21 protein-coding genes are annotated in these 23262 nt (G+C 72.5%); 12 read left to right on the top strand and 9 right to left on the bottom strand.

What is annotated here, in order from left to right; all coding sequences use genetic code 11:
- Positions 1-2: 2 nt before the first annotated feature.
- Positions 3-2633, bottom strand: a complete 2631-nt coding sequence (gene pcrA, locus VTA80_RS12855; RefSeq protein ID WP_407341490.1) for a DNA helicase PcrA — start codon at positions 2631-2633, stop codon at positions 3-5.
- Between the two features lie 209 nt (positions 2634-2842).
- On the opposite strand from pcrA, the gene VTA80_RS12850 reads away from it, so the two are divergent.
- On the top strand, positions 2843-4375 hold the full coding sequence (locus VTA80_RS12850) for a DUF222 domain-containing protein (RefSeq protein ID WP_407341489.1): 1533 nt from the start codon (positions 2843-2845) through the stop codon (positions 4373-4375).
- Positions 4376-4432: 57 nt separating this feature from the next.
- Here the strand turns inward: VTA80_RS12850 and VTA80_RS12845 are convergent, their stop codons facing one another.
- On the bottom strand, positions 4433-4915 hold the full coding sequence (locus tag VTA80_RS12845; RefSeq protein WP_407341488.1) for a DUF456 domain-containing protein: 483 nt from the start codon (positions 4913-4915) through the stop codon (positions 4433-4435).
- A gap of 24 nt (positions 4916-4939) precedes the next feature.
- On the bottom strand, positions 4940-5293 hold the full coding sequence (locus VTA80_RS12840; RefSeq protein ID WP_407341487.1) for a hypothetical protein: 354 nt from the start codon (positions 5291-5293) through the stop codon (positions 4940-4942).
- 312 nt (positions 5294-5605) lie between these two features.
- On the opposite strand from VTA80_RS12840, the gene VTA80_RS12835 reads away from it, so the two are divergent.
- From VTA80_RS12835 to VTA80_RS12795, 9 genes are all read left to right on the top strand, one after another.
- Entirely contained in the window at positions 5606-7300 is a 1695-nt protein-coding gene (locus tag VTA80_RS12835; protein WP_407341486.1) for a nitrite/sulfite reductase, read from the top strand.
- Positions 7297-7992: a phosphoadenylyl-sulfate reductase gene (locus tag VTA80_RS12830; protein ID WP_407341485.1), complete on the top strand. Its 696-nt coding sequence runs from the start codon at positions 7297-7299 to the stop codon at positions 7990-7992. The genes VTA80_RS12835 and VTA80_RS12830 overlap by 4 nt, the downstream gene beginning before the upstream one ends.
- Complete coding sequence (gene cysD / locus VTA80_RS12825) at positions 7989-8894, top strand: sulfate adenylyltransferase subunit CysD (protein ID WP_407341484.1); 906 nt, start codon at positions 7989-7991, stop codon at positions 8892-8894. The genes VTA80_RS12830 and cysD overlap by 4 nt, the downstream gene beginning before the upstream one ends.
- Positions 8894-10216, top strand: coding sequence for a sulfate adenylyltransferase subunit 1 (locus VTA80_RS12820; protein ID WP_407341483.1), 1323 nt, complete (start codon positions 8894-8896; stop codon positions 10214-10216). The genes cysD and VTA80_RS12820 overlap by 1 nt, the downstream gene beginning before the upstream one ends.
- A 28-nt stretch (positions 10217-10244) precedes the next feature.
- On the top strand, positions 10245-11309 hold the full coding sequence (locus VTA80_RS12815) for an ABC transporter substrate-binding protein (protein ID WP_407341482.1): 1065 nt from the start codon (positions 10245-10247) through the stop codon (positions 11307-11309).
- A 2-nt stretch (positions 11310-11311) separates the two neighbouring features.
- Entirely contained in the window at positions 11312-12067 is a 756-nt protein-coding gene (locus tag VTA80_RS12810) for an ABC transporter ATP-binding protein (RefSeq protein ID WP_407341481.1), read from the top strand.
- A complete protein-coding gene (locus VTA80_RS12805) occupies positions 12057-12935 on the top strand; it encodes an ABC transporter permease (RefSeq protein WP_407341480.1) in 879 nt (292 codons plus the stop codon). Before VTA80_RS12810 ends, VTA80_RS12805 begins: the two co-directional genes overlap by 11 nt.
- Positions 12932-14209, top strand: coding sequence for a uroporphyrinogen-III C-methyltransferase (gene cobA / locus VTA80_RS12800; protein ID WP_407341479.1), 1278 nt, complete (start codon positions 12932-12934; stop codon positions 14207-14209). The genes VTA80_RS12805 and cobA overlap by 4 nt, the downstream gene beginning before the upstream one ends.
- A gap of 112 nt (positions 14210-14321) precedes the next feature.
- Positions 14322-14711 (top strand): hypothetical protein, encoded by a 390-nt coding sequence (locus tag VTA80_RS12795; protein WP_407341478.1) that lies wholly within the window; start codon positions 14322-14324, stop codon positions 14709-14711.
- Here the strand turns inward: VTA80_RS12795 and VTA80_RS12790 are convergent, their stop codons facing one another.
- Genes VTA80_RS12790 through VTA80_RS12780 form a run of 3 tightly spaced genes read right to left on the bottom strand, consistent with a single transcriptional unit; the run spans position 14712 to position 18210 of the window.
- Positions 14712-16211, bottom strand: coding sequence for a PQQ-binding-like beta-propeller repeat protein (locus VTA80_RS12790; protein WP_407341477.1), 1500 nt, complete (start codon positions 16209-16211; stop codon positions 14712-14714).
- Positions 16208-16885, bottom strand: coding sequence for a LuxR C-terminal-related transcriptional regulator (locus VTA80_RS12785; RefSeq protein ID WP_407341476.1), 678 nt, complete (start codon positions 16883-16885; stop codon positions 16208-16210). Before VTA80_RS12785 ends, VTA80_RS12790 begins: the two co-directional genes overlap by 4 nt.
- A complete protein-coding gene (locus tag VTA80_RS12780; protein ID WP_407341475.1) occupies positions 16882-18210 on the bottom strand; it encodes a PspC domain-containing protein in 1329 nt (442 codons plus the stop codon). The genes VTA80_RS12785 and VTA80_RS12780 overlap by 4 nt, the downstream gene beginning before the upstream one ends.
- 252 nt (positions 18211-18462) lie before the next feature.
- On the opposite strand from VTA80_RS12780, the gene VTA80_RS12775 reads away from it, so the two are divergent.
- Both VTA80_RS12775 and VTA80_RS12770 read left to right on the top strand, forming a co-directional pair.
- Entirely contained in the window at positions 18463-19812 is a 1350-nt protein-coding gene (locus tag VTA80_RS12775; protein WP_407341474.1) for a PspC domain-containing protein, read from the top strand.
- Positions 19809-20336: a hypothetical protein gene (locus VTA80_RS12770; protein WP_407341473.1), complete on the top strand. Its 528-nt coding sequence runs from the start codon at positions 19809-19811 to the stop codon at positions 20334-20336. Before VTA80_RS12775 ends, VTA80_RS12770 begins: the two co-directional genes overlap by 4 nt.
- Positions 20337-20445: 109 nt before the next feature.
- Here VTA80_RS12770 and VTA80_RS12765 read toward each other — a convergent pair whose 3' ends face one another.
- From VTA80_RS12765 to VTA80_RS12755, 3 genes are all read right to left on the bottom strand, one after another.
- Positions 20446-21012: an aromatic ring-opening dioxygenase LigA gene (locus VTA80_RS12765; protein ID WP_407341472.1), complete on the bottom strand. Its 567-nt coding sequence runs from the start codon at positions 21010-21012 to the stop codon at positions 20446-20448.
- Between the two features lie 157 nt (positions 21013-21169).
- Positions 21170-22312, bottom strand: a complete 1143-nt coding sequence (locus tag VTA80_RS12760) for a glycosyltransferase family 4 protein (RefSeq protein ID WP_407341471.1) — start codon at positions 22310-22312, stop codon at positions 21170-21172.
- A gap of 21 nt (positions 22313-22333) precedes the next feature.
- Positions 22334-23260 (bottom strand): Ppx/GppA family phosphatase, encoded by a 927-nt coding sequence (locus tag VTA80_RS12755; RefSeq protein ID WP_407341470.1) that lies wholly within the window; start codon positions 23258-23260, stop codon positions 22334-22336.
- Positions 23261-23262 lie beyond the last annotated feature (2 nt).

The raw sequence follows: 23262 nt of genomic DNA, 5'->3' as shown, positions 1-23262 counted from the left end.
ACCTATAGCTTGGTGACCGGCGAGTACCTCAGCAGCAGCCGCTTGGTCCCGTCGCTGCCGAAGTCGATCTTCGCGACGCAGTTCGGACCCGCTCCTTCGACGCCGACGACGGTCCCCAACCCGTACGAGTCGTGCGTCACCCGGTCGCCGATCGCAAGGCTCGGCACGTCTCCGGCCGGCCGCGGCGTCGCCGAACCGAACTTCGGTGCGTCCGGCGACGGCGGGACGGGCCGCTTCTTCGGCGCCGAACCGCCGTAGCCCGAGCCATACCCGGCGCCCGAGCGCAGCACGGCCATGCTGGACTCGCGCCGACGCCAGTCGACGAGCTCCTCGGGCAGGTCGTCGAGGAACCGGCTCGCCGGGAACTCGTTCGGCATGCCCCACGAGGTCCGCACCGCGGCGCGCGAGACGTACAGACGCTCCCGGGCCCGGGTCAGCCCGACATACGCGAGCCGGCGCTCCTCGGCCAGCTGGGCGTCGTCGGCCAGGGACCGGATGTGCGGGAACGTGCCGTCCTCGAGCCCGGTGAGGAACACGACCGGGAACTCGAGGCCCTTGGCGGTGTGCAGGGTCATGAGGGTGACCACGCCCTGGTCGACCTTGGGGGCGCCGTCGCCGTCGTCGTCGCTCGGGATCTGGTCGGAGTCAGCCACCAACGAGACGCGCTCGAGGAAGTCGGCCAGGTCGCCGTCGGGCTCGCTCACCTCGAACTCGCTCGCCACGGCGTGCAGCTCGGAGAGGTTCTCCACGCGCGCGGCGTCCTGCGGGTCCTCGCTCGCGCGCAGCTCGGCGAGATAGCCGGTGCGGTCGAGCACGGCGCCGAGCACCTCGGCAGGGCCGGCGCCCGTGGCAGCCAGCGCGCGAAGCTCGCTCATCATCGTGGCGAAGGCGCGCAGCCCCGTGACCGCGCGGGCGGCCAGGCCCGGCACCTCGTCGATGCGATCGAGGCCGGCGCCGAACGAGATCCGCTCGCGCTCGGCGAACGCCTGCACCATCGCCTCGGAGCGGTCGCCGAGCCCGCGCTTGGGCACGTTGAGGATGCGGCGCAGGTTGACGTCGTCGTCCGGGTTGGCGATCGCCCGCAGGTACGCGACGGCGTCCTTCACCTCGCGACGCTCGTAGAACCGCGTACCGCCGACCACCTTGTACGGCAGCCCGACCCGGATCAGCACCTCCTCGAGCGCACGTGACTGCGCGTTGGCGCGGTAGAACACCGCGACGTCGCCCGGCCGCACGCCGTCGGAGTCGCCCAGGCGGTCGATCTCCTCGGCGACGAACCGCGCCTCCTCGTGCTCGTTGTCCGCGACATAGCCCACGATCGCCGGTCCGGCGCCCGAGTCGGTCCACAGCCGCTTGCGCTTGCGGCCGGTGTTGCGCGAGATGACCGCGTTGGCCGCGGAGAGGATGTTCTGGGTCGAGCGGTAGTTCTGCTCGAGCAGGATCGTGCGCGCGTTCGGATAGTCGGCCTCGAACTCGACGATGTTGCGGATCGTCGCGCCGCGGAACGCGTAGATCGACTGGTCGGCGTCGCCGACCACGGTCAACTCGCCGGGCGGGAACTGCGCTGCGGCATCGACCTCACCGGCATCGACCTTGCCACCGACGAGCGCCGTGATGCCGGCGAGCTCGCGGACCAGCATGTACTGCGCGTGGTTCGTGTCCTGGTACTCGTCGACCAGCACGTGCCGGAACCGCCGCCGGTAGTGCTCCGCCACGGCCGGGAACGCCTGCAGGAGGTGGACCGTCGTCATGATCAGGTCGTCGAAGTCGAGCGCGTGCGCCTGCTGCAGGCGCACCTGGTAGCGGGCGTAGGCCTGGCCGAGCACGGCGTCGAACTCGTTGGCGGCGTCCTCCGACGACCCCGACGAGCGTGCGAACGTCTCCGGGTCGATCAGCTCGTCCTTCAGCGCGGAGATCTTCGAGATCAGCACCTTCGGCGGGTACCTCTTCGCGTCCAGGTCCAGCTCGCGCGCGACCATGCTCATCAGCTTGAGCGAGTCGGCCGAGTCGTAGATCGAGAAGCTCGAGCGCAGCCCGAGCGTCTTGTGCTCCTTGCGCAGGATGCGCACGCACGCGGAGTGGAACGTCGAGACCCACATCGACCGCGCGGGTGGCCCGACGAGCGTCTCGACCCGCTCGCGCATCTCCGCGGCGGCCTTGTTGGTGAACGTGATCGCCAGGATCTCGCTCGCGCGCGCCCGGCGCGTGGCGAGCAGGTAGGCGATCCGGTGGGTGAGCACGCGCGTCTTGCCCGACCCGGCGCCGGCCACGATCAGCAGCGGCCCGCCGGAGTGCAGCACGGCCTCGCGCTGCTGCGGGTTGAGCCCGACCAGCAGGCTCTCGGGATCGCGCACCGACGGGGCCGCGGCGGGGCTCGTGTCGCTCTCGCTCGAATCGCTCGCGGTCGAATCGCTCGGAGTGCCCGACGCCGCCTTGCGCCCGCGGGCGGGCACGTCGCGATCGCCGTCGGGCACGACGGCGTTGGCCACTCCTGTGTTCGATACGACGGCGCTGGGCACGACGGTGTGGGGAGCCACAGCGGCAGCAGCGAGCGCGGCAGCAGCGGATGCCGACGCACCGAGCTCACTGCGGCTGAGCCCGGGCAGAGGAAGGTTCGCGAAGAGTGAGTTCATGACGCTGCCAGCCTAGGCTCGACCGCCGACACAGCGGGACGACGCGTTCGACGGCACCCGCCGCGCCTCGTTCCGCGCCTCGTTCCGCGCCCGTTCTGCCCCCGTTCTGCGGCAGACGTTCCCGCGGGAACGCCCGCGGGTCTCCCCTCCGGAGCGCTGCCGACGATGGCTTGCGGGGCCGTGTGGGTGCCTCGCCCTAGCGTGGGGCAATGGGGACAATCGCGGCATTGCGGGCACCGGAGATCGAGGCACCAGGCGCGAGCGAGGGCGCGAAGCCACCACGCGCGCATGTCACCGGCACCCCGCCGAGCGACCTGAGCACCCCCGACCTCGAAGAGGCGCTCACGACCCTCGCCGGGCACATCAACGCCGCGACCTGCCGGTTCCTCGTGCTGCTCGGAGAGTTCGACGCACGCGAGGCCTGGGCCGTCGAGGGAATCCTCTCGTGCGCGCACTGGCTGGCCTGGCGATGCTCCCTGAGCACGGGCGCCGCCCGCGAGCACGTCCGCGTGGCCCGAGCGCTGCGCGGCCTCCCCCGGATCCAGGCGGCCTTCACCGCCGGGCGCCTGAGCTTCTCCAAGGTCCGCGCCCTGACCCGGCTCGCCACCCCGGACCGGGAGCACGAGCTGGTCGACCTCGCTCTCGTGACCCCGGCCGGGCCCCTGGAACGATTCCTACGTGGCCTGAGCGGTTCCTTGGACTCCGACGACGAGTCGCGCCGCCACGCGAACCGCAAGGTCACCTGGCGATGGGACGACGACGGCTCGCTCGTCCTGACCGCGCGACTGTCGCCCGAGGACGGCGCCGTCGTCGTCGAAGCGCTCGAGACCACATGCGACCGCCTACGCGCCGAGGAAGCGGGCGCGCGTCCCCTCGAGGAGCTGCCCGATCCCGAGCTCGGCCCGTTCCAGGACCCGCAGGACGTTCCCGCGGGAACGTCGAACCGCCGATCCCTCGCCGACGCGCTCGTGACGATCTGCGCCGAGGCGGGCGAGACGTCGTCGGACACCCCGGACCAGGTTCCCAACCCGACGCGACGGCCGGAGCTCGTGGTGCACGTCGCTCTGGCCGACCTGACCGACCCCGCAACGACTCCCGAGCAGGCTGCACCGACGGGCAGCGGCCCCCGGATAGAAGGCGGTCCGGGGTTGCTGCGCGAGACCGCGCGCCGGCTCGCGTGCGACGCCCGGATCGTGATCAGCGTCGACGGCCCCACCGGCGCCACGCTGGACGTGGGACGCGCCCAACGGTTCCCCAACGCAGCCCTGACCCGCGCGCTGTGGCAACGCGACGGCGGCTGCCGCTACCCCGGCTGCGCCCGGCGCCGCCACCTGCACGCACACCACCTGATCCATTGGGCCGACGGTGGTCTGACGAAATTGTTGAACCTGCTCCTGCTCTGCGGCACCCACCACCGCGGTGCCCATGAGGGCCGCTACCAGGTCGAACGCGGACCCGACGGCGAGATCCGGTTCACGTCGCCCACCGGAGCGACCATCACGCCGGTCCCGCCGCTGGCCGGCACAGCCGAGGGCGCCGTCGCCGCGCACGACGCCGACGTCGAACCGTGGACCGCCACCCCGGACTGGTTCGGCGACCGGCTCGACCTGTCGCACGCGGTCGAGGCCACTCGCAGCACCTGGGCCGAACGCGAGCGAACAGCCGATACAACCGCCATCAAGGGTCGCCGGCCACCCAGCACCCGTCCCCCGTTTCCCTGGGAAGTAACCCTCGCCAGCTGATCAACGGCCGGCGCGACGTTCCCGCGGGAACGCGAGCAGGCCTGTGAGGGGCGCGGGTCAGGTCAGCAGCACGACCAGCAGCCACGTGCCGGCGGCGATCAGGGCACCCGCGAGCTCGACCAGGATCGTGATGCCGGTCGCGCGCAGGGCGGCCAGCGTCGATCTCCAGGCGGTGCGCTGGTCGCGCAGGCGCGCGAGCTCGGCGACGTAAACGGCCAGGATGAAGCCGACAGGCAGGCCGACCACCGGGATCAGGAAGAACCCGACGATCCCCGCCAGCCCACCCCACACGAGCGTGGAGCTCGGCACGCCGGCGGAACGCAGGTGGCGACCGGCGAGCAGGTACTTGCCCACGCCGGCGACGACGGTTGCGACCACGGCTACGGCCAGCACCGCCCAGCTCCAACCGGTCCCGGTCACCACGGCCCAGACGGCGATCGCGCCGAGCACCAGCAGCCCGCCGGGCAGCACCTGCACGACGACGCCGAACAGGCCGACGAGCACGACGAGCCCGACGATCAGCTCACCGGCGGCACCCATGCCGACGCCCTACTGTCAGACGCCTTACTGCCAGAGGACGGCGACCGCGACGTTCACCACGACGAGACCGGCGATGCCGCCGACCAGCCCACGCGTGACCTTCTCCGGACGGTTGTTGCCGAACACGACGAGCCCGGTCACTGCGAGCGCGACCAGCAGCTTGACGGCGAACTTGACGTTGTTCACGTCCTCCTCGTCGCCGACGGCGCCGGACGAGAGCAGCCCGACCATGAGGATCCCGGTCACGAGGGCGGTCAGGACGCCGTGCAGCACGCCCATCGCGATGCGCGGGGTCTTGAGGTTGGTCACGGTGCCCCCGAGCACGATGGCCCAGCCGAGCAGGTGCAGGACGAGGATGATTCCGAAGAGGGTGTTCACGCAGCACAATCTAGGCCAGTTGCCCGGGCATCCCCGACTCGCACCACCCACAGGGACCATCGGCAAAGGCCCACTTCATAGGCCTAACGTCCCAAGGGGCGGGCACGCCTGTACGCCAGGTGAGATGCACCCCTACCCTGGGCGAGTGCGAAGCCGACTGAGCGCCCTGAGCGCCCCCACCACGAGTGCCTGCGGGCACCGTGCGTGTTGTTGTCGCCTCGCCTGACGCGGCCTCCCCGCACCTCCCCGAACGACCACGTGCCGTACCCGTGGTCGGCCCGCGCGCACCTCCCCTGAGTCGAGGACCACCAGATGACTGCCCCTGTGACGACCCGTGCTGCCCGCCCGAACGGCCAGTGGGCGGTCGACGGCAAAGCCCCACTGAACGGCAACGAGGCCATGAAGGCCGCCGACAACGGGCTGAACGTCCGCGAGCGCATCGAGAACGTCTACGCCGAGCAGGGCTTCGACTCGATCGCCGACGACGACCTGCACGGCCGGTTCCGCTGGTGGGGCCTGTACACCCAGCGCAAGCCCGGGATCGACGGCGGTCGGACCGCCACGCTCGAGCCGCACGAGCTCGAGGACCGCTACTTCATGCTCCGGGTCCGGGTCGACGGCGGCGCCCTGACCACCGAGCAGCTGCGCACGATCGGCGCCATCTCGACCGAGTTCGGGCGCGACACCGCCGACATCACCGACCGCCACAACATCCAGCTGCACTGGATCGAGATCGAGGACGTGCCCGAGATCTGGCGCCGGCTCGAGGCGGTCGGCCTGAGCACGACCGAGGCGTGCGGCGACGTGCCGCGTGTGATCCTGGGCAGCCCGGTCGCCGGGATCGCCGCGGACGAGATCATCGACCCCAGCTGGGCGATCGGCGAGGTCGTGCGCCGGTACATCGGCGACCCGGAGCTCGCGAACCTGCCGCGCAAGTTCAAAACGGCCATCACCGGGCACCCGAGCCAGGACGTGGTGCACGAGATCAACGACATCGGCTTCGTCGGCCTGGTGCACCCCGAGCTCGGGCCCGGCTTCGACCTGTGGGTCGGCGGCGGCCTGAGTGTGAGCCCACGCCTGGGCGAACGCCTGGGGGCGTTCGTCACCGAGGAGCAGGTGCCCGACGTGTGGGTCGCGGTCACGTCGCTGTTCCGCGACTACGGGTTCCGCCGGCTGCGGACCAAGGCCCGGCTGAAGTTTCTGCTCGCCGACTGGGGTCCGGAGAAGTTCCGCCAGGTGCTCCAGGACGAGTTCCTCGGCTACGCGCTGCCCGACGGGCCGCCCGCCCCGCAGCCCACGCGTTCCGGCGACCACGTCGGCGTGCACGAGCAGAAGGACGGCCGGTTCTACATCGGTGCCGCGCCGTACGTCGGGCGCGTCTCCGGCACCATCCTCACCGCCGTGGCCGACCTCGCCGAGGCCGCCGGTTCGCACCGCATCCGGCTCACCCCGCACCAGAAGCTGCTCGTGCTCGACGTCCCCGCGGACCAGGTCGACACGGTCGTGACCGCCCTGCGCGCCAACAGCCTCGAGGCCGAGCCGAGCACCTTCCGCCGGTCCACCATCGCGTGCACCGGCATCGAGTTCTGCAAGCTGGCGATCGTCGAGACCAAGGCCACCGCCACGAAGACCATCGGCTCGCTCGAGGAGCGCCTGGGCGACCTCAGCGCGCTCACGCCGATCAGCCTGCACATCAACGGCTGCCCCAACTCGTGCGCCCGGATCCAGACCGCGGACATCGGCCTCAAGGGCCAGCTCGTGCTGGACGACGACGGCGCCCAGGTCCCCGGCTACCAGGTGCACCTCGGCGGCGGGTTGGCGTCCGCCGATCGCGAGGAGGCCGGGCTGGGCCGCACCGTCCGCGGCCTGAAGGTCACCGCCGACGGCGTCCCCGAGTACGTCGAGCGGGTCGTGCGCCGCTACGTCGCCGACCGGGTCGAGACCCCGGAAGGCCCCGAACCGTTCGCGGTCTGGGCACACCGCGCCGACGAGGAGGCGCTGCAGTGACGCGCTCCGAGGCCGAGCTGCGCGCCGTCGTCGAGCAGGCCGCGCCCGGTCTCGCCGAGGCGAGCGCGAGCGAGGTCGCCGCCTGGGCGGCCGCCGAGTTCGGCGGCTCGCTCGCCGTGGCCTGCTCCATGGCCGACGCCGTCCTGCCGCACCTCGTGTCGCTCGCCGCGCCCGGGGTGGACGTGCTGTTCCTCGAGACCGGTTACCACTTCCCCGAAACGGTGGCCACGCGGCACCGCGTGGAGAAGCTGCTGCCGATCCACGTCGTGGACGTGCTGCCTGCGCTCACCGTGGCCGAGCAGGACGAGCAGTACGGCGCCGAGCTGTTCGCCCGCGACCCGACGGCCTGCTGCCGGATGCGCAAGATGGAGCCGCTCGCCGCGCAGCTGGCCGGCTACGAGGCGTGGGTGACCGGGGTGCGCCGCGACGAGGCGCCCAGCCGCGCCAACACGCCGATCGTCACCTGGGACGACGCGCACGGGCTGGTCAAGATCAACCCGCTGGCCGCGTGGAGCTTCGACGACCTGCTCGCCTATGCGACCGAGCACAACGTGACCCTCAACCCGCTGCTCACCGACGGGTACCCCTCGATCGGCTGCCAGCCGTGCACCAGCCGGGTCGCCCCCGGCGACGATCCCCGCTCCGGCCGCTGGGCCGGACTGGCCAAGACCGAATGCGGGATCCACCCATGACGGCCGTGCACCGCCTGACCCAGCTCCAGACCCTCGAGAGCGAGGCGATCCACATCTTCCGGGAGGTGGGCGCCGAGTTCGAGCGGCCCGTGCTGCTGTTCAGCGGCGGCAAGGACTCCGTGGTGATGCTGCACCTCGCGGCCAAGGCGTTCTGGCCGGGGCCCGTGCCGTTCCCGGTGCTGCACGTCGACACCGGGCACAACTTCCCCGAGGTGCTCGCCTACCGCGACGCCGAGGTCGCCCGGCTCGGCCTGCGGCTCGAGGTCGCCCGCGTGCAGGACTACCTGGACGACGGGCGCCTGCGCGCGCGCGCCGACGGCACCCGCAACCCGCTGCAGACGCTCCCGCTGCTCGACGCGATCGCCGAGCACAGGTTCGACGCCGTGTTCGGCGGCGGGCGCCGGGACGAGGAGAAGGCGCGCGCCAAGGAGCGGATCTACTCGCTGCGCGACGAGTTCGGCCAGTGGGACCCGCGCAACCAGCGGCCCGAGCTGTGGAACCTCTACAACGGTCGGCACGCGGTGGGTGAGCACGTGCGGGTCTTCCCGCTGAGCAACTGGACCGAGCTCGACATCTGGCGGTACATCGCCGACGAGCAGATCGCCCTGCCGGGGCTGTACTACGCGCACGACCGCGAGGTCTTCCAGCGCGACGGCATGTGGCTCGGGGTCGGGCCGCACTCGCTGCCCCGCAAGGGCGAGCCGGTCGTCACCCGCCGGGTGCGCTACCGCACCGTCGGCGACATGTCGTGCACCGGGGCCGTCGAGAGCGACGCCGCCGGGGTCCTGGACGTCGTCGTCGAGGTCGCCGCGAGCCGCATCACCGAGCGCGGCGCGACCCGGGCCGACGACCGCATGAGCGAGGCCGCCATGGAAGACCGCAAGAAGGAGGGGTACTTCTGATGGCGACGCCGATCACGACCACGCTGCTGAGGTTGGCCACCGCCGGCTCCGTCGACGACGGCAAGTCCACACTCGTGGGCCGGCTGCTGTACGACTCCAAGTCGGTGCTCGCCGACCAGCTGGACGCCGTCGAGCGGGTCAGCCGCGACCGCGGGCTGGGCCAGGCGGACCTTGCGCTGCTCACCGACGGCCTGCGCGCCGAGCGCGAGCAGGGCATCACGATCGACGTCGCGTACCGCTACTTCGCCACCGCAAAGCGCTCGTTCATCCTCGCCGACTGCCCCGGGCACGTGCAGTACACCCGCAACACGGTGACCGGCGCGAGCACCGCGGACGTCGTCGTGCTGCTCATCGACGCGCGCAAGGGCCTGCTCGAGCAGACCCGCCGGCACCTCGCGGTGGCCTCGCTGCTGCGCGTGCCGCACGTGATCGTGGCCGTGAACAAGATCGACCTGGTCGGCTTCGACGGCGACGTCTACGCCGCGCACGCCGCGGCGGTGACCGCGGCCGCGGTGGACCTCGGCCTGGCCGACGTGCGCACGATCCCCGTGTCCGCGCTCGACGGCGACAACGTCGTGGACCGCTCGCCGCGCACCCCCTGGTACGACGGCCCGAGCCTGCTCGAGCTGCTCGAGGAGATCCCCGCCGCGCTCGACGTCGCCGACGAGGCCTTCCGGCTCCCGGTCCAGCTCGTGCTCCGCCCGCAGGGCGCGGCGCGCGAGGAACGCCACCGGGACTACCGCGGGTACGCCGGGCAGATCGCGGCCGGCGTCGTGCGCGTCGGCGACGCCATCGTGGCGCTCCCGTCGGGGCGGACCAGCACGGTGGTGGGCATCGACACGGCCGACGGCGAGCTCGACGTCGCCTTCGCGCCGCAGTCGGTCGCGGTGCGCCTCGCCGACGACCTCGACATCGCCCGCGGCGACCTGCTCGCGGCGGTCACGGACGCGCCGGTGGTGACCCAGGACCTGGACGCCACGATCGCGTGGGTGTCCGACCGGGTGCTGCTGCCCGGCACCCGCGTGCTGGTCAAGCACACGACCCGCACGGTGGCCGCCGTCGTGCGCGACATCGTGGGGCGCCTGGACCTGGACAGCGCCGAGATGGGTCCGGCCGAGCAGCTGGGCCTGAACGACATCGGGCAGGTGCGGCTGCGGCTCGCGTCGCCGGTCGCCGCCGAGGAGTACGTGATCTCGCGCCGGACCGGCGCCTTCCTGCTCATCGACGCGCACGACGGCGGGACGCTCGCCGCCGGGATGGTCGGCGAACCGCTGGCGGAGGCGCGATGTCCCGCGCGTCGCCCCGCGCAGTACGCCATCTGACCGCCATGACGTTCCCGAAAGGCCCCCCATGCGCACGACCCAGCGAGTCCTCGCCGCCCTGACCGCCCTGCCCCTGCTGCTGCTCGCCGCGTGCGGCGCGACCGACGCCGACGCCGGCTCGATCACCCCGAGCCCGGCGACCGAGCTGCGGCTCGGCTACTTCGGCAACGTCACGCACTCCCCCGCCCTCGTCGGCGTCGCGAAAGGCTTGTTCGCCGCCGAGCTCGGTGACACAAAGCTCAGCACGCAGGTGTTCAACGCCGGCCCGGCGGCGATCGAGGCCCTCAACGCCGGGGCGATCGACGCCACCTTCATCGGCCCCAACCCGGCGATCAACGGCTTCATCAAGTCCCAGGGCGAGTCGCTGCGCATCATCGCGGGCTCGACCTCGGGCGGCGCGCAGCTCGTCGTGCGCGACGGCATCACCACTGCGGCCGACCTCAAGGGCGCCGAGCTCGCCACCCCGCAGCTCGGCGGCACGCAGGACGTCGCGCTGCGGGCGTGGCTCACCGCGCAGGGGCTCGAGAACTCCCTCACCGGCGGCGGGGACGTGACGATCACGCCGACCGAGAACGCCTCGACCCTGCAGCTGTTCCAGGACGGCCAGCTCGACGGTGCGTGGCTGCCCGAGCCGTGGGCCTCGCGCCTCGTGCTCGACGCCGGCGCGCACGTGCTGGTCGACGAGAAGGACCTGTGGCCGGACGGTCAGTTCCTCACCACGCACCTGATCGTGGCCAAGGCCTTCCTCGCCGAGCACCCCGAGACGGTCGAGGCGCTGCTGCGCGGCACGGTCGCCTCGGTCGACTGGCTGAATGCCAACCCGGGCGAGGCGCCCGCGGTCGTCAATGCCGAGATCGCGAAGATCTCCGGCAAGCCGCTCTCGGACGCCGTGATAGCCCGGGCGTTCACGAACATCACGTTCTCGGTCGACCCGCTCGCGACCACCCTCGACACGCTCCTGACGGCCGGGGTCACCGCGGGCACCACGGAGAAGGCGTCGCTGGACGGGATCTACGACCTGCGCCTGCTGAACAAGATCTTGACCGCCGACGGCAAGCCGGCCGTCTCCGCCGCCGGGCTCGGGCAGGAGTAGGGATGTCGACCGCCGTCCTGCTGGAGAGCGTCACGAAGCGGTTCACACCGGCCGGGCCGCCGGTGCTTGAGGGGATCGACCTGTCGATCGCGCCGGGCGAGTTCGTGTGCCTGCTCGGGGCGTCGGGGTGCGGCAAGTCGACCCTGCTGAACATCGTCGCGGGGCTGGAGCCGGCGTCGTCGGGCACGGTGCAGGTTTCCGGGAGCACCCAGCTCGGCGGGAACGCCGCGCTGATGTTCCAGGAGCCCGCGCTGCTGCCGTGGCTCACCGCGCGGCGCAACGTCGAGCTGGCGCTGCGGCTGCGCGGCGTGCCGCGGTCCGAGCGCCGCGACCGGGCCGACGAGCTGCTCGAGCTCGTGCACCTGGGCGGGGCGGGCGACAAGGCCGTGCACGAGCTGTCCGGCGGGATGCGGCAGCGGGTGGCGCTCGCGCGGTCGCTCGCCCAGGAGCGGGACGTGCTGCTGATGGACGAGCCGTTCGCGGCGCTGGACGCGATCACCCGCGACCTCCTGCACGACGAGCTCGAGCGGATCTGGCTCGCGACCGGGCGCACGGTCGTGTTCATCACCCACAACGTCCGCGAGGCGGTCCGGCTCGGTCAGCGGGTCCTGCTGATGTCGAGCCGGCCCGGGCGGATCGTGCGCGAGTGGAACGTCGAGGTGCATGGTCAGCGCCGCATCGAGGCCCCCGAGGTCGCCGCGCTCGCCGTGGAGATCACCGACCACCTGCGCCAGGAGATCCGCCGCCATGCCGTCTGAGACCGTCTCGTCGCACGACACGCGATCGCTCGAGGCCGGCCTCGACGCGCTCCAGACCGCCGCCGGCACGGGGGTGCGCCGACGCAGCGCCTGGCCGGTGCTCGCCCCGCTGCTCGCGACCGCTGCCCTGATCGGGTTGTGGCAGCTGTTCGTGCTCGCCGGGATCAAGCCGACCTACATCGTGCCGAGCCCGCTGGACGTGCTGCACCAGGCCGGGCAGTCGTGGGAGCGGGGTGACATCCAGCAGGCCCTGCTCACCTCGCTCGAGCGCGGCATCATCGGCTTCTCGGTATCCGTGGCGATCGCGACCCCGATCGGCATCGTCGTCGCGCGGGTGCACTGGGTCCGGATGGCATTCGGGCCGATCATCACCGGCCTGCAGGTGCTGCCGTCCGTCGCCTGGGTGCCCGCGGCGATCCTGTGGTTCGGGCTGTCCAACACGACGGCGTACTTCGTGATCCTCATGGGCGCGATCCCGTCGATCATCAACGGGCTCGTCGCCGGCGTGGACCAGGTGCCGCCGCTGTTCCGGCGGGTGGGGCACGTGCTCGGTGCGAGCTCGCCTCAGCTGGTGCGGCACATCATCCTGCCCGCGGCGCTGCCGGGGTACCTCGCGGGACTCAAGCAGGGCTGGGCGTTCTCGTGGCGGTCGCTGATGGCGGCGGAGATCATCGCCGTCGGCGGCAAGATCGGGTTCGGGCTCGGCTCGATGCTGCAGCAGGGCCGGGAGATCCAGGACATGTCGGTGGTGCTCGTGGCGATCCTGCTGATCCTGGCCGTCGGGATCGGCGTCGAGCTGCTCGTGTTCGCGCCGCTCGAACGCGGGCTGCTCCGCCGGCGCGGGCTGGCTGCGGAGACCGCGCGATGACCCGCGACGAGTCGCCGACCGACCTCATGTACCCGCTCGCGCTGCGGGTCGCCGGGCGGCTGGTCGTCGTCGTCGGCGGCGGGCCGGTCGCCGCGCGGCGTGCGCGCGGCCTGGTGGAGGCGGGGGCGACCGTGCGGGTCGTGGCGCCCGACGCCGTCGCGGAGCTCACGCTGCTCGACGCGACCGGCGCGGTGACCTGGGTGCCGCGCGAGTACCGACCCGGCGACCTCGATGGCGCATGGCTGGTGCACACGGCCACGGGGCTGCCCGAGGTCGACGCCGCGGTGCTGGCAGACGCGGACGCGGACCGGATCTGGTGCGTGGCCGCCGGAGATGCGGCCGCCGCGACGGCGTGGGTGCCTGCGGTCGCCCGCGCCGACGACGTCGTCGTGGCCGTCAACGCCGGCGGCGACCCGCGACGCGCGATGGCCCTGCGCGACGGCGTGGCCGAGCTGCTGCGCGGCGGCGGGCTGCCGTTGCGGCGGCGGCGGGGCTCAGGGGGGAGAGGCCCGGTCACACTGGGCTCCGTCGCGCTCGTCGGCGGCGGGCCGGGCGATCCCGACCTGCTCACGGTGCGCGGGCGGCGGCTGCTGGCCGAGGCCGACGTCGTCGTCGTCGACCGGCTCGCGCCGCGCGCCGTGCTGACGGAGCTGGCGCCGGACGTCGTCGTCGTGGACGTGGGCAAGTCCCCCGGGCACCACGCGGTCCCCCAGGATCGGATCAACGCGCTGCTCGTCGAGCACGCGCTCGCGGGGCGCCGCGTCGTGCGCCTGAAGGGCGGGGACCCGTACGTGTTCGGCCGCGGGTCCGAGGAGGCGGAGGTGTGCCGCGCGGCCGGAGTACCCGTCGAGGTCGTGCCGGGGGTCACCAGCGCGGTGTCGGTGCCGGCGGCGGCGGGAATCCCGGTGACCCACCGCGGGATCTCGCGCGGGTTCACCGTGCTCACCGGGCACGAGGACATCGGGTCGGTCCCCGCGGCCGAGGACCACACGGTGGTCCTGCTGATGGGTGTGAGCCGGCTCGCCGACTCGTGCCGCGCGCTGATCGCAGCCGGCCGGCCCGCGCACACCCCGGTCGCGATCGTGGAGGACGGCTACGGTCCGGGCCAGCGCGTGACCACCGGCACCCTGGCGACGATCGCGGCGCGCGCGGCGCAGGTCCGCGTCCGGAGCCCGGCCGTGACCGTCATCGGCGGCGTGGTCCGCCTCGCCCCCGCCTGGTCCGCCCAGAACCCCTCCGCGACCCCCGTCCGCGCCCTGGCGACCGCACGCTGAGCGCGAACCGTGAGAAGTGGTCGTGCCGAACTGCCCGACAACGACCATATCGCCCGGTTCGCGCCGCGTGCGGTCCCGGGTCGGGGACGGCGGGCGGTCGTACGTTGTGGCGATGGAATCCACTCGGTTTGCGATCCGGTACTCGACGCTCAACCGCGTGGTCCTCAGCCTGATCGGGATGGGGCCGGCTCGGTCCGGGATCTGGGTGGGTCCCGACTCGGTGCGCGTCGCGATGGGCTGGGGGTTTCGGGCCGAGCTTCCCCGGCGGGACCTGCGACCGGTCGACACCGGCGCTGTCACCGTACTGAACAGTCTGGGCGGGGTCCACGGCTGGGACGGTCGATGGATCGTGAGCGGAGCGGCCGACTCTCTCGTGCGCATCGAGCTCGCACCAGAGGCCCACGCCCGCGTCATGGGCATCACCGTGCGGCTCGCGTCGCTGCGGGTGAGCGTCGAGGCCGCGGCCGAGCTCACGAGTGCGCTGAGTCCCGCCGCCGTGTGATCAGCCCAGGGCGACGAACGTGCCCTCGTCTGTCTGGGCGAACAGGTGCCCGCCGCTGACCTCCAGCGACTGGGCCACGTGCGTGAGGGGCGCGTCCCACTGCGTGCGGCCGTCGGTGGGGTTCAGGGCGCGCACGGTCGACGTCGCGCTCCCCGCGACGCTGCCCAGGACCAGGAGGCTGCGGCCGTCGGTCGCGAGGTCGTACGGTCCGGAGAGCTCCGTCCGGATCTGCCAGAGCTCCTCGCCGCCCCGCCCGTCCACCGCGCTCACGACGCCGTACCGGAGCGCGTACACGACGCCATCCAGCACGATCGTGCTGTCGGAAGCACCGTAGCCGGAGCCCTCGACCTGCCAGCGGGGCTTGCCCGAGTCGAGGTCCCACGCGACCAGGTCCGCACCCGACGTGAACAGCACTCCCGGCACCGAGCCGTCGTCGACGCCCTGCCGGATCGAGGAGTCCTCCGAGGGCGTGATCGTGACTCCGTTGATGAGATCGGTGAGGACCAGGCCCGGTCCGTTCGACTCGTACGCCCCCCGGAGCACGTGCCCGCCCGCCTGCACCAACGACCAGCCGTCGGCGGTCGCGACGTCCCACTCGTCGAGGACCTTGCCGGTCGAGGAGAGCAACCAGGCCGTGGAGCCCGCCGACACGAGCAGGCCGTCGTCGTGGGGCTCGGCGTACCCGGACTGGGCGAGCTCCCCTGCCACCACAGCGTGTTGGGACGTCCAGACCACCCGACCCGTGCGGGGATCGAGACGGGTGACGTCGGTCCCGCCGTCGACCTTGGTCGTACGGACCACATCGGTGCCGAACGAGACGAGCCCGTCGTCGGGTGCGGCGGCCTGCTCCCGGAGCACGCGTCCGGTCCGCGGGTCGAGCACGGCGAGGTGCACGTGGTCCGGAGGGTTCCAGCCGGATTCCCCGGGCGAGTCGGCGGCGGTGTCCCCGGCCGAGACGTCCGCCACGCTGTCCACGACGACGCAGACCAGCACGGCCTGGTGGGGGCCCGTGACCGGGCCGGCCGCAGGCACGCACTGAGGGCCGCCCGACTGCCCGCCGAGCGACATCGACCAGAGCTCCCGCCCGGTGCGCGCGTCGATGCCGTGCACGTTCGGGGCGGGGATCTCGGTCACGTCGGCCAGGTCGGCCAGGTTGAACGCGACCCCCACCAGGACACCCCCGAGCTCGGAGGTGAACGGGTAGGGGTAGTCCGCGGTCGTCCAGAGCTCGCGCACCGGACCGTCGAGCGGCGCGAGGATTCCAGGCACGTCGGCGAGGTCAGCGAGCCGCGCGGCCTCGCGGCGCGACCCGACCACGCTCGGGACCGCCAGCGCGAGGACGACGACGCCGGCCACGGGCCACCGCCATCGCCGCGCGAACCGTCGGACGGGCCCGGGGTCCGAGCCGCCGGGCGCGGTCGCGGGGCTGCTGCGGTTCTCACCGTCGCCGTCGTCGTCGTCCAGCACGACGTCATGCAGGCCACCGCGCGGTGTCCTCACAGCAGGCGGCGCGCGGCGGCCCAGCGGGTCAGCTCGTACCGGGAGGAGAGCTGGAGCTTGCGCAGCACCGCCGAGACGTGGGTCTCGACCGTCTTGATCGAGATGAACAGCTCCGAGGCGACCTCGCGGTAGCTGTACCCGCGCGCGATCAGCCGCATGACCTCGCGCTCACGCGCCGAGAGGCGGTCGAGCTCGTCGTCGGCGATCGCGACGTCGCCGGCGACCGTGCCGAACGAGTCGAGCACGAACCCCGCCAGGCGGGGGGAGAAGACCGCGTCCCCGCCGGCCACGCGCACCACGGCGTCGCACAGGTCAGGCCCCGAGATCGCCTTGGTGACGTAGCCGCGAGCGCCCGCGCGGATCACGGCGACGACGTCCTCCGCCGCGTCGGAGACCGACAGCGCGAGGAACCGCGTCGAGCCGAGCAGGTCCGTGCAGGCGGTGATCACCTCCGCGCCGCCACCGCCGTTGCCACCCGGCAGGTGCACGTCGAGCAGCACCACGGGCGGGGTGAGCGCACGCACACGCGCGATCGCCGACTCGACGTCGTCGGCCTCGCCCACGACGCGGACGCGCGCGTCGAGCGACGCGCGGACCCCGGTGCGGAACATCAGGTGGTCGTCGACCAGGACGACGTCCACGGTGCCGGTGGCTACCGGTGCTTCCTCAGTCATGCGGTCCCGCTCCCGTTGCCATTCCCGTTGCCATTCCCGTTCCCGTTCCTGCCCTGCTCGGCGGGAGTGCGCACGCCGATGCGCAGGTGGACCTCGGTCCCGCGTTCGGGGCGGGAGGTGACCGACGCGGTCCCCCCGCGACGGCGCACCCGCCCCATGATGGACTCCCGGACGCCGAACCGGTCGAGCGGCACGGTGTCGAGGTCGAATCCTTCGCCGCGGTCCCGGACGAACACCTCCACGGCGTCGGGCGCGACCTCGAGGTAGAGCGACACGGGCGGCTTGCCGTGGTGGACGGCGTTCACGAGCGCCTCGCGGGTGGCCTGGAGCAGGGCCTCGGAGTCGAGGTCAGGCACCCGGTCCCCGACGACGACCGTCTCGATCGCGACCGCGTTGCCGTCCTCGACCTCGGCGACGACGGCGCGCAGCTCGGCCGCGAGCGACGTGCCGGGCTCGGACCGGTCGTCGTAGAGCCACTCGCGCAGCTCGCGCTCCTGGGCGCGGGCCATCCGGGACACCTCGTCGGGCTGATCGGCCCGGGCCCGGATCAGGGCGAGGGTTTGCAGCACCGAGTCGTGCAGGTGCGCGGCGATGTCAGCCCGTTCGGCCTCCCGGGCCCGGGCCGCGCGCTCGTCGCCGAGCTCGCGGACCAGCCGCAGCCACCACGGAGCGAGCACGATGACAGCGCCCGCGAGCACCGCGAGGGACGCGATGGCCGATCGGACCAGGTCCTCGACGGGAGCGGCCTGCCCGACCAGGAGCAGCACCCCGATCCCGACGAGCACGATGCCGCCGACGAGGCGCAGCACGCTCACGGGCGTCCGACCGCCGGCACGCGAGAGCCACCGCTCTCGCTGCACGCGGTCGAGCTGGCTCCAGGCGAGCGCCGTGCCGGCGAGCAGGATCAGCGTGGGGACGACCCAGGTGAGCTGGACGTCGACGCCACGCCGGATCGCGATCAGCAGGCCGGCGCCGATCAGGAGGATCAGCCCGATGCCGATGTCGGTGATCGGAACCGGCCGTCCTTCGGCCCGCAGGCGGGGCGCGAGCCGGACCAGCGCGGCGGGACGTTCCTCCTCCGCGGCGGCCACCGGGTCACCTATGGGCACGGTGACCCACAAGAAGACGTAGAGCGCGATCCCCGCGCCGTAGGCGAACGAGCCCGCGACGACCAGGAGCCGCACGAGCTGGACCGGCATCCCCAGGTGGGCGGCGAGTCCGGCGCAGACCCCGGCGACCCACCGCCCGTTCGGGGGCCGACGCAGCGGCAGCCGTGCTCGGGGTGCGGGGCGCACGCCCGACGCCGTCTCGTTCGTCCAGGTCATGACCCGATCGTCACACGTCGTGGGGGTGGTCAGGGTCGATCCGGGTCACAACCAGGGCTGGTCGGGGCAAAAACCAGGGTCGGCTCAGGGTGATTCCTGATGGTCGCGGCTGTGGCCGGGAGTCAGGATTGAGCCATGGACTCGACCACACCTCCCCCCGCACAGCCTCCCTACTCTCCCCCACCGCCGCCGCAGGCACCGCAGCCGCAGCCGGCTCCGCAGCCGAGCCGGACCGACGGCCTCTTCGACGCCATGCGCCGTCTCGGCATCGTCCGCTCCCAGAACCGCTGGATCGGCGGCGTCGCCGGCGGCCTTGCGCAGCGGTTCGGCATCGATCCGCTCCTGGTGCGCGCGCTGTTCGGCATCTCCGTGCTCTTCGGTGGCCTCGGCCTCATCGTGTACGGGCTGGCGTGGGCGCTGCTGCCCGAACAGCTCGACGGTCGGATCCACCTGCAGGAGACGCTCCGCGGTCGGTTCGACGGCGCCCTGCTCGGCGCGATCGCGATCTTCATCATCGGCCTGAGCCAGGGCAGCGGCTGGTTCAACTGGAACGGTCACGGCTTCGGGTGGCTGAACGGGATCCTGTGGTTCGCGGCCACCATCGCGCTCATCGCCCTGGTGATCGCCGCCACGAACTCGCGCGGAGACCGGCGCCCGCCGACCACGCCCGGTGGACCGAGCGTCTATGACTACCCGACCACCCAGTACCCGACCACGCAGTACCCGACCACCCAGTACCCGACCGCTCCCGTCCCCCCGGCGGCCGCCTCTGCCGGTCCGTCGACGGGCTATGCAACGCCGCCTGCGGGATACGGCCAGACGCCGCCGTATTCGGCCCCGTACTCCCCCCAGTACTCGCCCCAGTACTACGCCGGCCCCTCCGCGGGGTACGCACCGACGTCCCCGCCCCCGCCCCCGCCGCGGATCGTCAAGCCCCACGTGTACGGACCGGGGGCCGGCGCGATCGGCGCCGTCGTCGGACTCTCGCTGGTGACGCTCGCGGTCCTGCTCATCGCCCAGCGCCAGGGCTACCTGGACTGGCCTGTCGCACTCACTGCCGGCGGGATCGCCATCGTCCTGGCAGGTGTCGGGATCATGATAGCGGGGCTGCGCGGCCGATCGAGCGGCACCCTGGGGTTCCTCGCCATCGTCGGCATCGTGATCGCCGTCCCGGCCGCGCTGTTCGTGCCGGTCACGTGGTCCAGCTCGAGCGACAACGTCCAGGTCGTCGCCTCCGACGGCGCCTGGACGCCGACCACCGCCGCCCAGGCCCGGGAGGGCATCTCCGTGGGGGTCGGCGACCTGAACGTCGATCTGACCTCGCTTCCCTTCGACAGCTCGGCCATCAACGTTCCGATCAGCCTCGGGGCCGGGAACCTCACCGTGACCGTCCCCGCCGACACCGCCATCACCGCCAACGTCAGCCTCTCGGCGGGCGACATCCGCTGGGAGGTCGATCGGACCCGGCAGGTGTCCGGCATCTCCGGCACCCAGAGCTACGACTTCCAGAGCACCGAGGTCACCAAGGGCGCGAGCCCCGACCTCGAGCTGCAGATCGAGACAGGTGCGGGCCAGGTCCGCGTCGTGGAGGAGAACTCATGAGCACCACCGACCAGGGCCGACCGGAACAGCCGGAACCCGTGCAGGACACGGACTCGCAGGACACCGTGGTGCAGGAGACGGCTGTGCAGGAGACGGCTGTGCAGGACACCGCCGTACAGGACACCGCCGTACAGGACACTGTGCCGATCGATCTGAGCCAGGTTCAGCCCGACGCGCAGCCGACCCTCGAGCTCGCCGGCCTCAACACCACGACGGAGTTCGCCCGGCCGGCGGCGCCCGAGCCCGCACCGGCGGCAGAGCCGGCCGACGCAGCCCCGGTCACCGCAGCCGCGCCGGCACCGATGACAGCACCCCTCGCGACCCCCGCGCCCGCGCGACCGGGACCCCGTGTCGGCACCGTGGTCTGGGGCCTCGTGCTCGCCGTGATCGGCGCGGGGGTCATCGCCGCCGCTGCCGGGGCCCAGTTCGACGTCGAGCTCGTATCGATCGCGCTGCTCGCGCTGGCCGGCGTCGGCCTCGTCGTCGGGTCGATCGCGACGAGCGCCCGTCGGCGCCACCGCTGACGGCGGACCCTGCAGACACGGCAGGGACCGCAGGCACACAACAAAGCACCGCACCGCCCGGCTGAGGACCAGGTGGTGCGGTGCTTGTTCGTGCGTCGAGCGAGTGAGGTCAGGCCGTCGCGGGGACGGGCTTCGCGGCGCTCGTGACGACCGTGGTGGTCGAGATGGAGCGCAGGGCGAAGCCGAGCGCGGCGAACAGGATGCCGAGGCCGATGACCAGGGCAGCCACGCCGTAGGCGATGACCGAGGAGAAGAGCGCGGTACGCAGGAACGAGCCGTTCATGGCTGAGGTGCGCGCTGCGGTGAGCTTCATGACGTCAGCATCCTTGGCCTGGTCGGCGTCGGAGACACCGTCGGCCGTGAGGGTGGCCTTGGCGGCCTTGATGTCGTCACCGATCTGGGCGTACGTGCGGCCGTTGGCGCCGGTGAGCGCGTGGTGCTTGATCGCGTTGGCCTGAGCGAACGCGGTGAACGGGCCGGCGACGGGCTTGCCGGCGAGCGAGCCGGGCGCCTCTTCGGTCACGGCGGAGACCGTGATCGCCTCATCCTTGAGCTGCGAGGTCACCGCGCCCCAGGTGACGCCACCGGCGATGATCATGATCGCGCCAGCGATGATCGTCAGGAGCCCGATCAGCTTGACGGCGGGGTTGGTGGTGTTGGTCGTGGTCGTGGACATGTTCGGTGTTCCCTTCGAGGAACGGAGGAGCTCCAGGCCGGGCAATCACCAGACCCTGTGAGCCAGCGTAGGCTCACCTGAGTAATGCTCCGTCCAAATAAGGGTCCTGCCGTGGGACCAAAGTCACACGCAAGATACCAATTGGGTAAAACCTCGATCAGCGCTGAACCAAGGATCTGGCCCGCAGGTATTCAGAATCTGCTGCTGCGAGGACCCCGTCCCAGCCTTGATCAGGGCGGATCCGCCGATTGACCGCCCGGATCTCACCGAGCAGCGCGCGGTCACCGGCCAGCCGGACGATCGCCTCCGTCATGCCGGCGTCGTCGTCCACAAGTAGGCCATTGGTCCCATCAATGACAAAGGACGCAATCCCGGTGCCGCGGTGGGCCACCACTGCGAGCCCCGCCGTGCGCGCCTCGAGGGCCGCGATCCCGAACGACTCGAGCACGGCGGGGGCGAGGAAGACCTCGGTGTCGGCGTAGGCCGCTCGCACCTCGTCCCGGGTGAGCCGCCCCCGGAGCCGGACGACGTCGCCCAGCCCGTGCCGCTCGACGCGTTCGCTGACCTGTCCCAAGGCAGGTCCGGACCCGATCACGTCGAGGCGCAGCGCCCCGGGCACGAGCCGGGCGGCCGCAGCCGCGACCACCTCGATGAGCGGGACGGCGCGCTTGCGCGGCGCGAGCCGCATGGTCGCAACCAGCCGGAGCGGACCGGGGCTCTGCGTGTGCGCAGGTTCCTCGAGGGCGCTGGCATCCGGTGCCCACTGGTCGAGATCCAGACCGTTCGGCATGACGGCGACCGGCTCGCCGAAAACCCCGGCGACCCGTTCGGCGGCCACCGCGCTGACCGCGCTGAGAGCGATCGGCCGTCGGTTCCAGCCCGTGAGCCGCGCGCCCACGCGCAGCGCACCGACAACGCCGTCAAGCATGCAGTGCCACGTGATCGCCACCGGGAGGTGCTGCGCGGACGCGACCCGGGCGCCGTCGTACGCGAAGGGCGACAGGACGCCCGCGTGGACGTGCACGACGTCGGGCCGGACCGTGCGCAGGGTCGCGGCGATCAGGCGGGCCTCGACCGGGTTGACCGGCAGGTCGAACGGGAGCCGCGCCCCGAGGCGGTGCACGGCCACGTCGCGCTCGATGTCGACCACCCCGCCGCGCTCACCGCCCTCGCCGAGCGTCGCGGTCAGCACGTGGACGTCGTGGCCCGCGGCAGCCTGGCGCATCGCCAGGTCACTGACCTGGGTCTCGATGCCGCCGGTGCGGGGAAGGAAGGTGTCGGTGACGTGAGCGATACGCACGGGGTCAGGCTACGTCGGCGCTCAGGCGAGCTCGTCGAGGCGGCGCAGGATGAGCCCCTCGCGCAGCGCCCACGGGCAGGTCTCGAGCTCACGGAGGCCGAACGCGCGCATCGCCTCCTCGGCCACGATGCTGCCGGCCACGATCTGCGCCGTGCGCTCGGGCGTGATCCCGGGCAGCGCGGTCCGGGCATCCGCCGGGATGGCCGCCAGCCGCGGGACCCAGTCCGCAAGCTTCGATCGCCGCAGGCGCACGCGGTCGTCGGGCCCGACGCCGTCGTGCGACGAGCCCGCCAGGCGCGCGAGGGTGCGGATGGTCTTGCTGGTCCCGACGACGTGGTCGGGCCGGTCGAGCTTGGCGAACTTCGGGGCGACGGCGGCGAGCGTGGTGCGCGCGTGGGCCCGCAGCGCGTCGACCTGCTTGGACGTCGGCGGGTCGGCGGTCAGGAAGCCGACCGTCGTGCGCCCGGCGCCGAGCGGGACGGACACCGCCAGGTCCGGGTACTCGTCGATGCCGGACGCGATCTCGAGCGACCCGCCGCCGATGTCGAGCAACAGGATGCGGCCCGCCGACCAGCCGTACCACCGCCGCACGGCGAGGAACGTGAGCCGGGACTCGTCGACCCCGGTGAGCACGCGCAGCGCGACCCCGGTCTCGCGCTCGATGTGCGCGAACACGGCGGCGCCGTTGGTCGCCTCCCGCAGCGCCGAGGTGGCGAACGGGAGCAGCTCGGTCACCTTCTCGGCCGACGACGCCGCGACCGCGTTGGCGATCGCCGCGGTCAGCCGATCGACCCCCTCGTCGCTGATCGCGCCGTCCGGCGTGAGGAAGCGCATCATCCGCACGACGGTCTTGTGGGTCGAGGTGGGGACCGGGCGCGCCCCGGGGTGCGCATCGACCACCAGCAGGTGGACGGTGTTGGAACCGACGTCGAGCACACCCAGCCGCATGG

The organism is Pengzhenrongella phosphoraccumulans (assembly GCF_045689905.1).
Taxonomy (GTDB): domain Bacteria; phylum Actinomycetota; class Actinomycetes; order Actinomycetales; family Cellulomonadaceae; genus Pengzhenrongella; species Pengzhenrongella phosphoraccumulans.
Note: the sequence above shows the minus strand (reverse complement) of the source record. Positions and strands in the feature narration are given on the sequence as shown.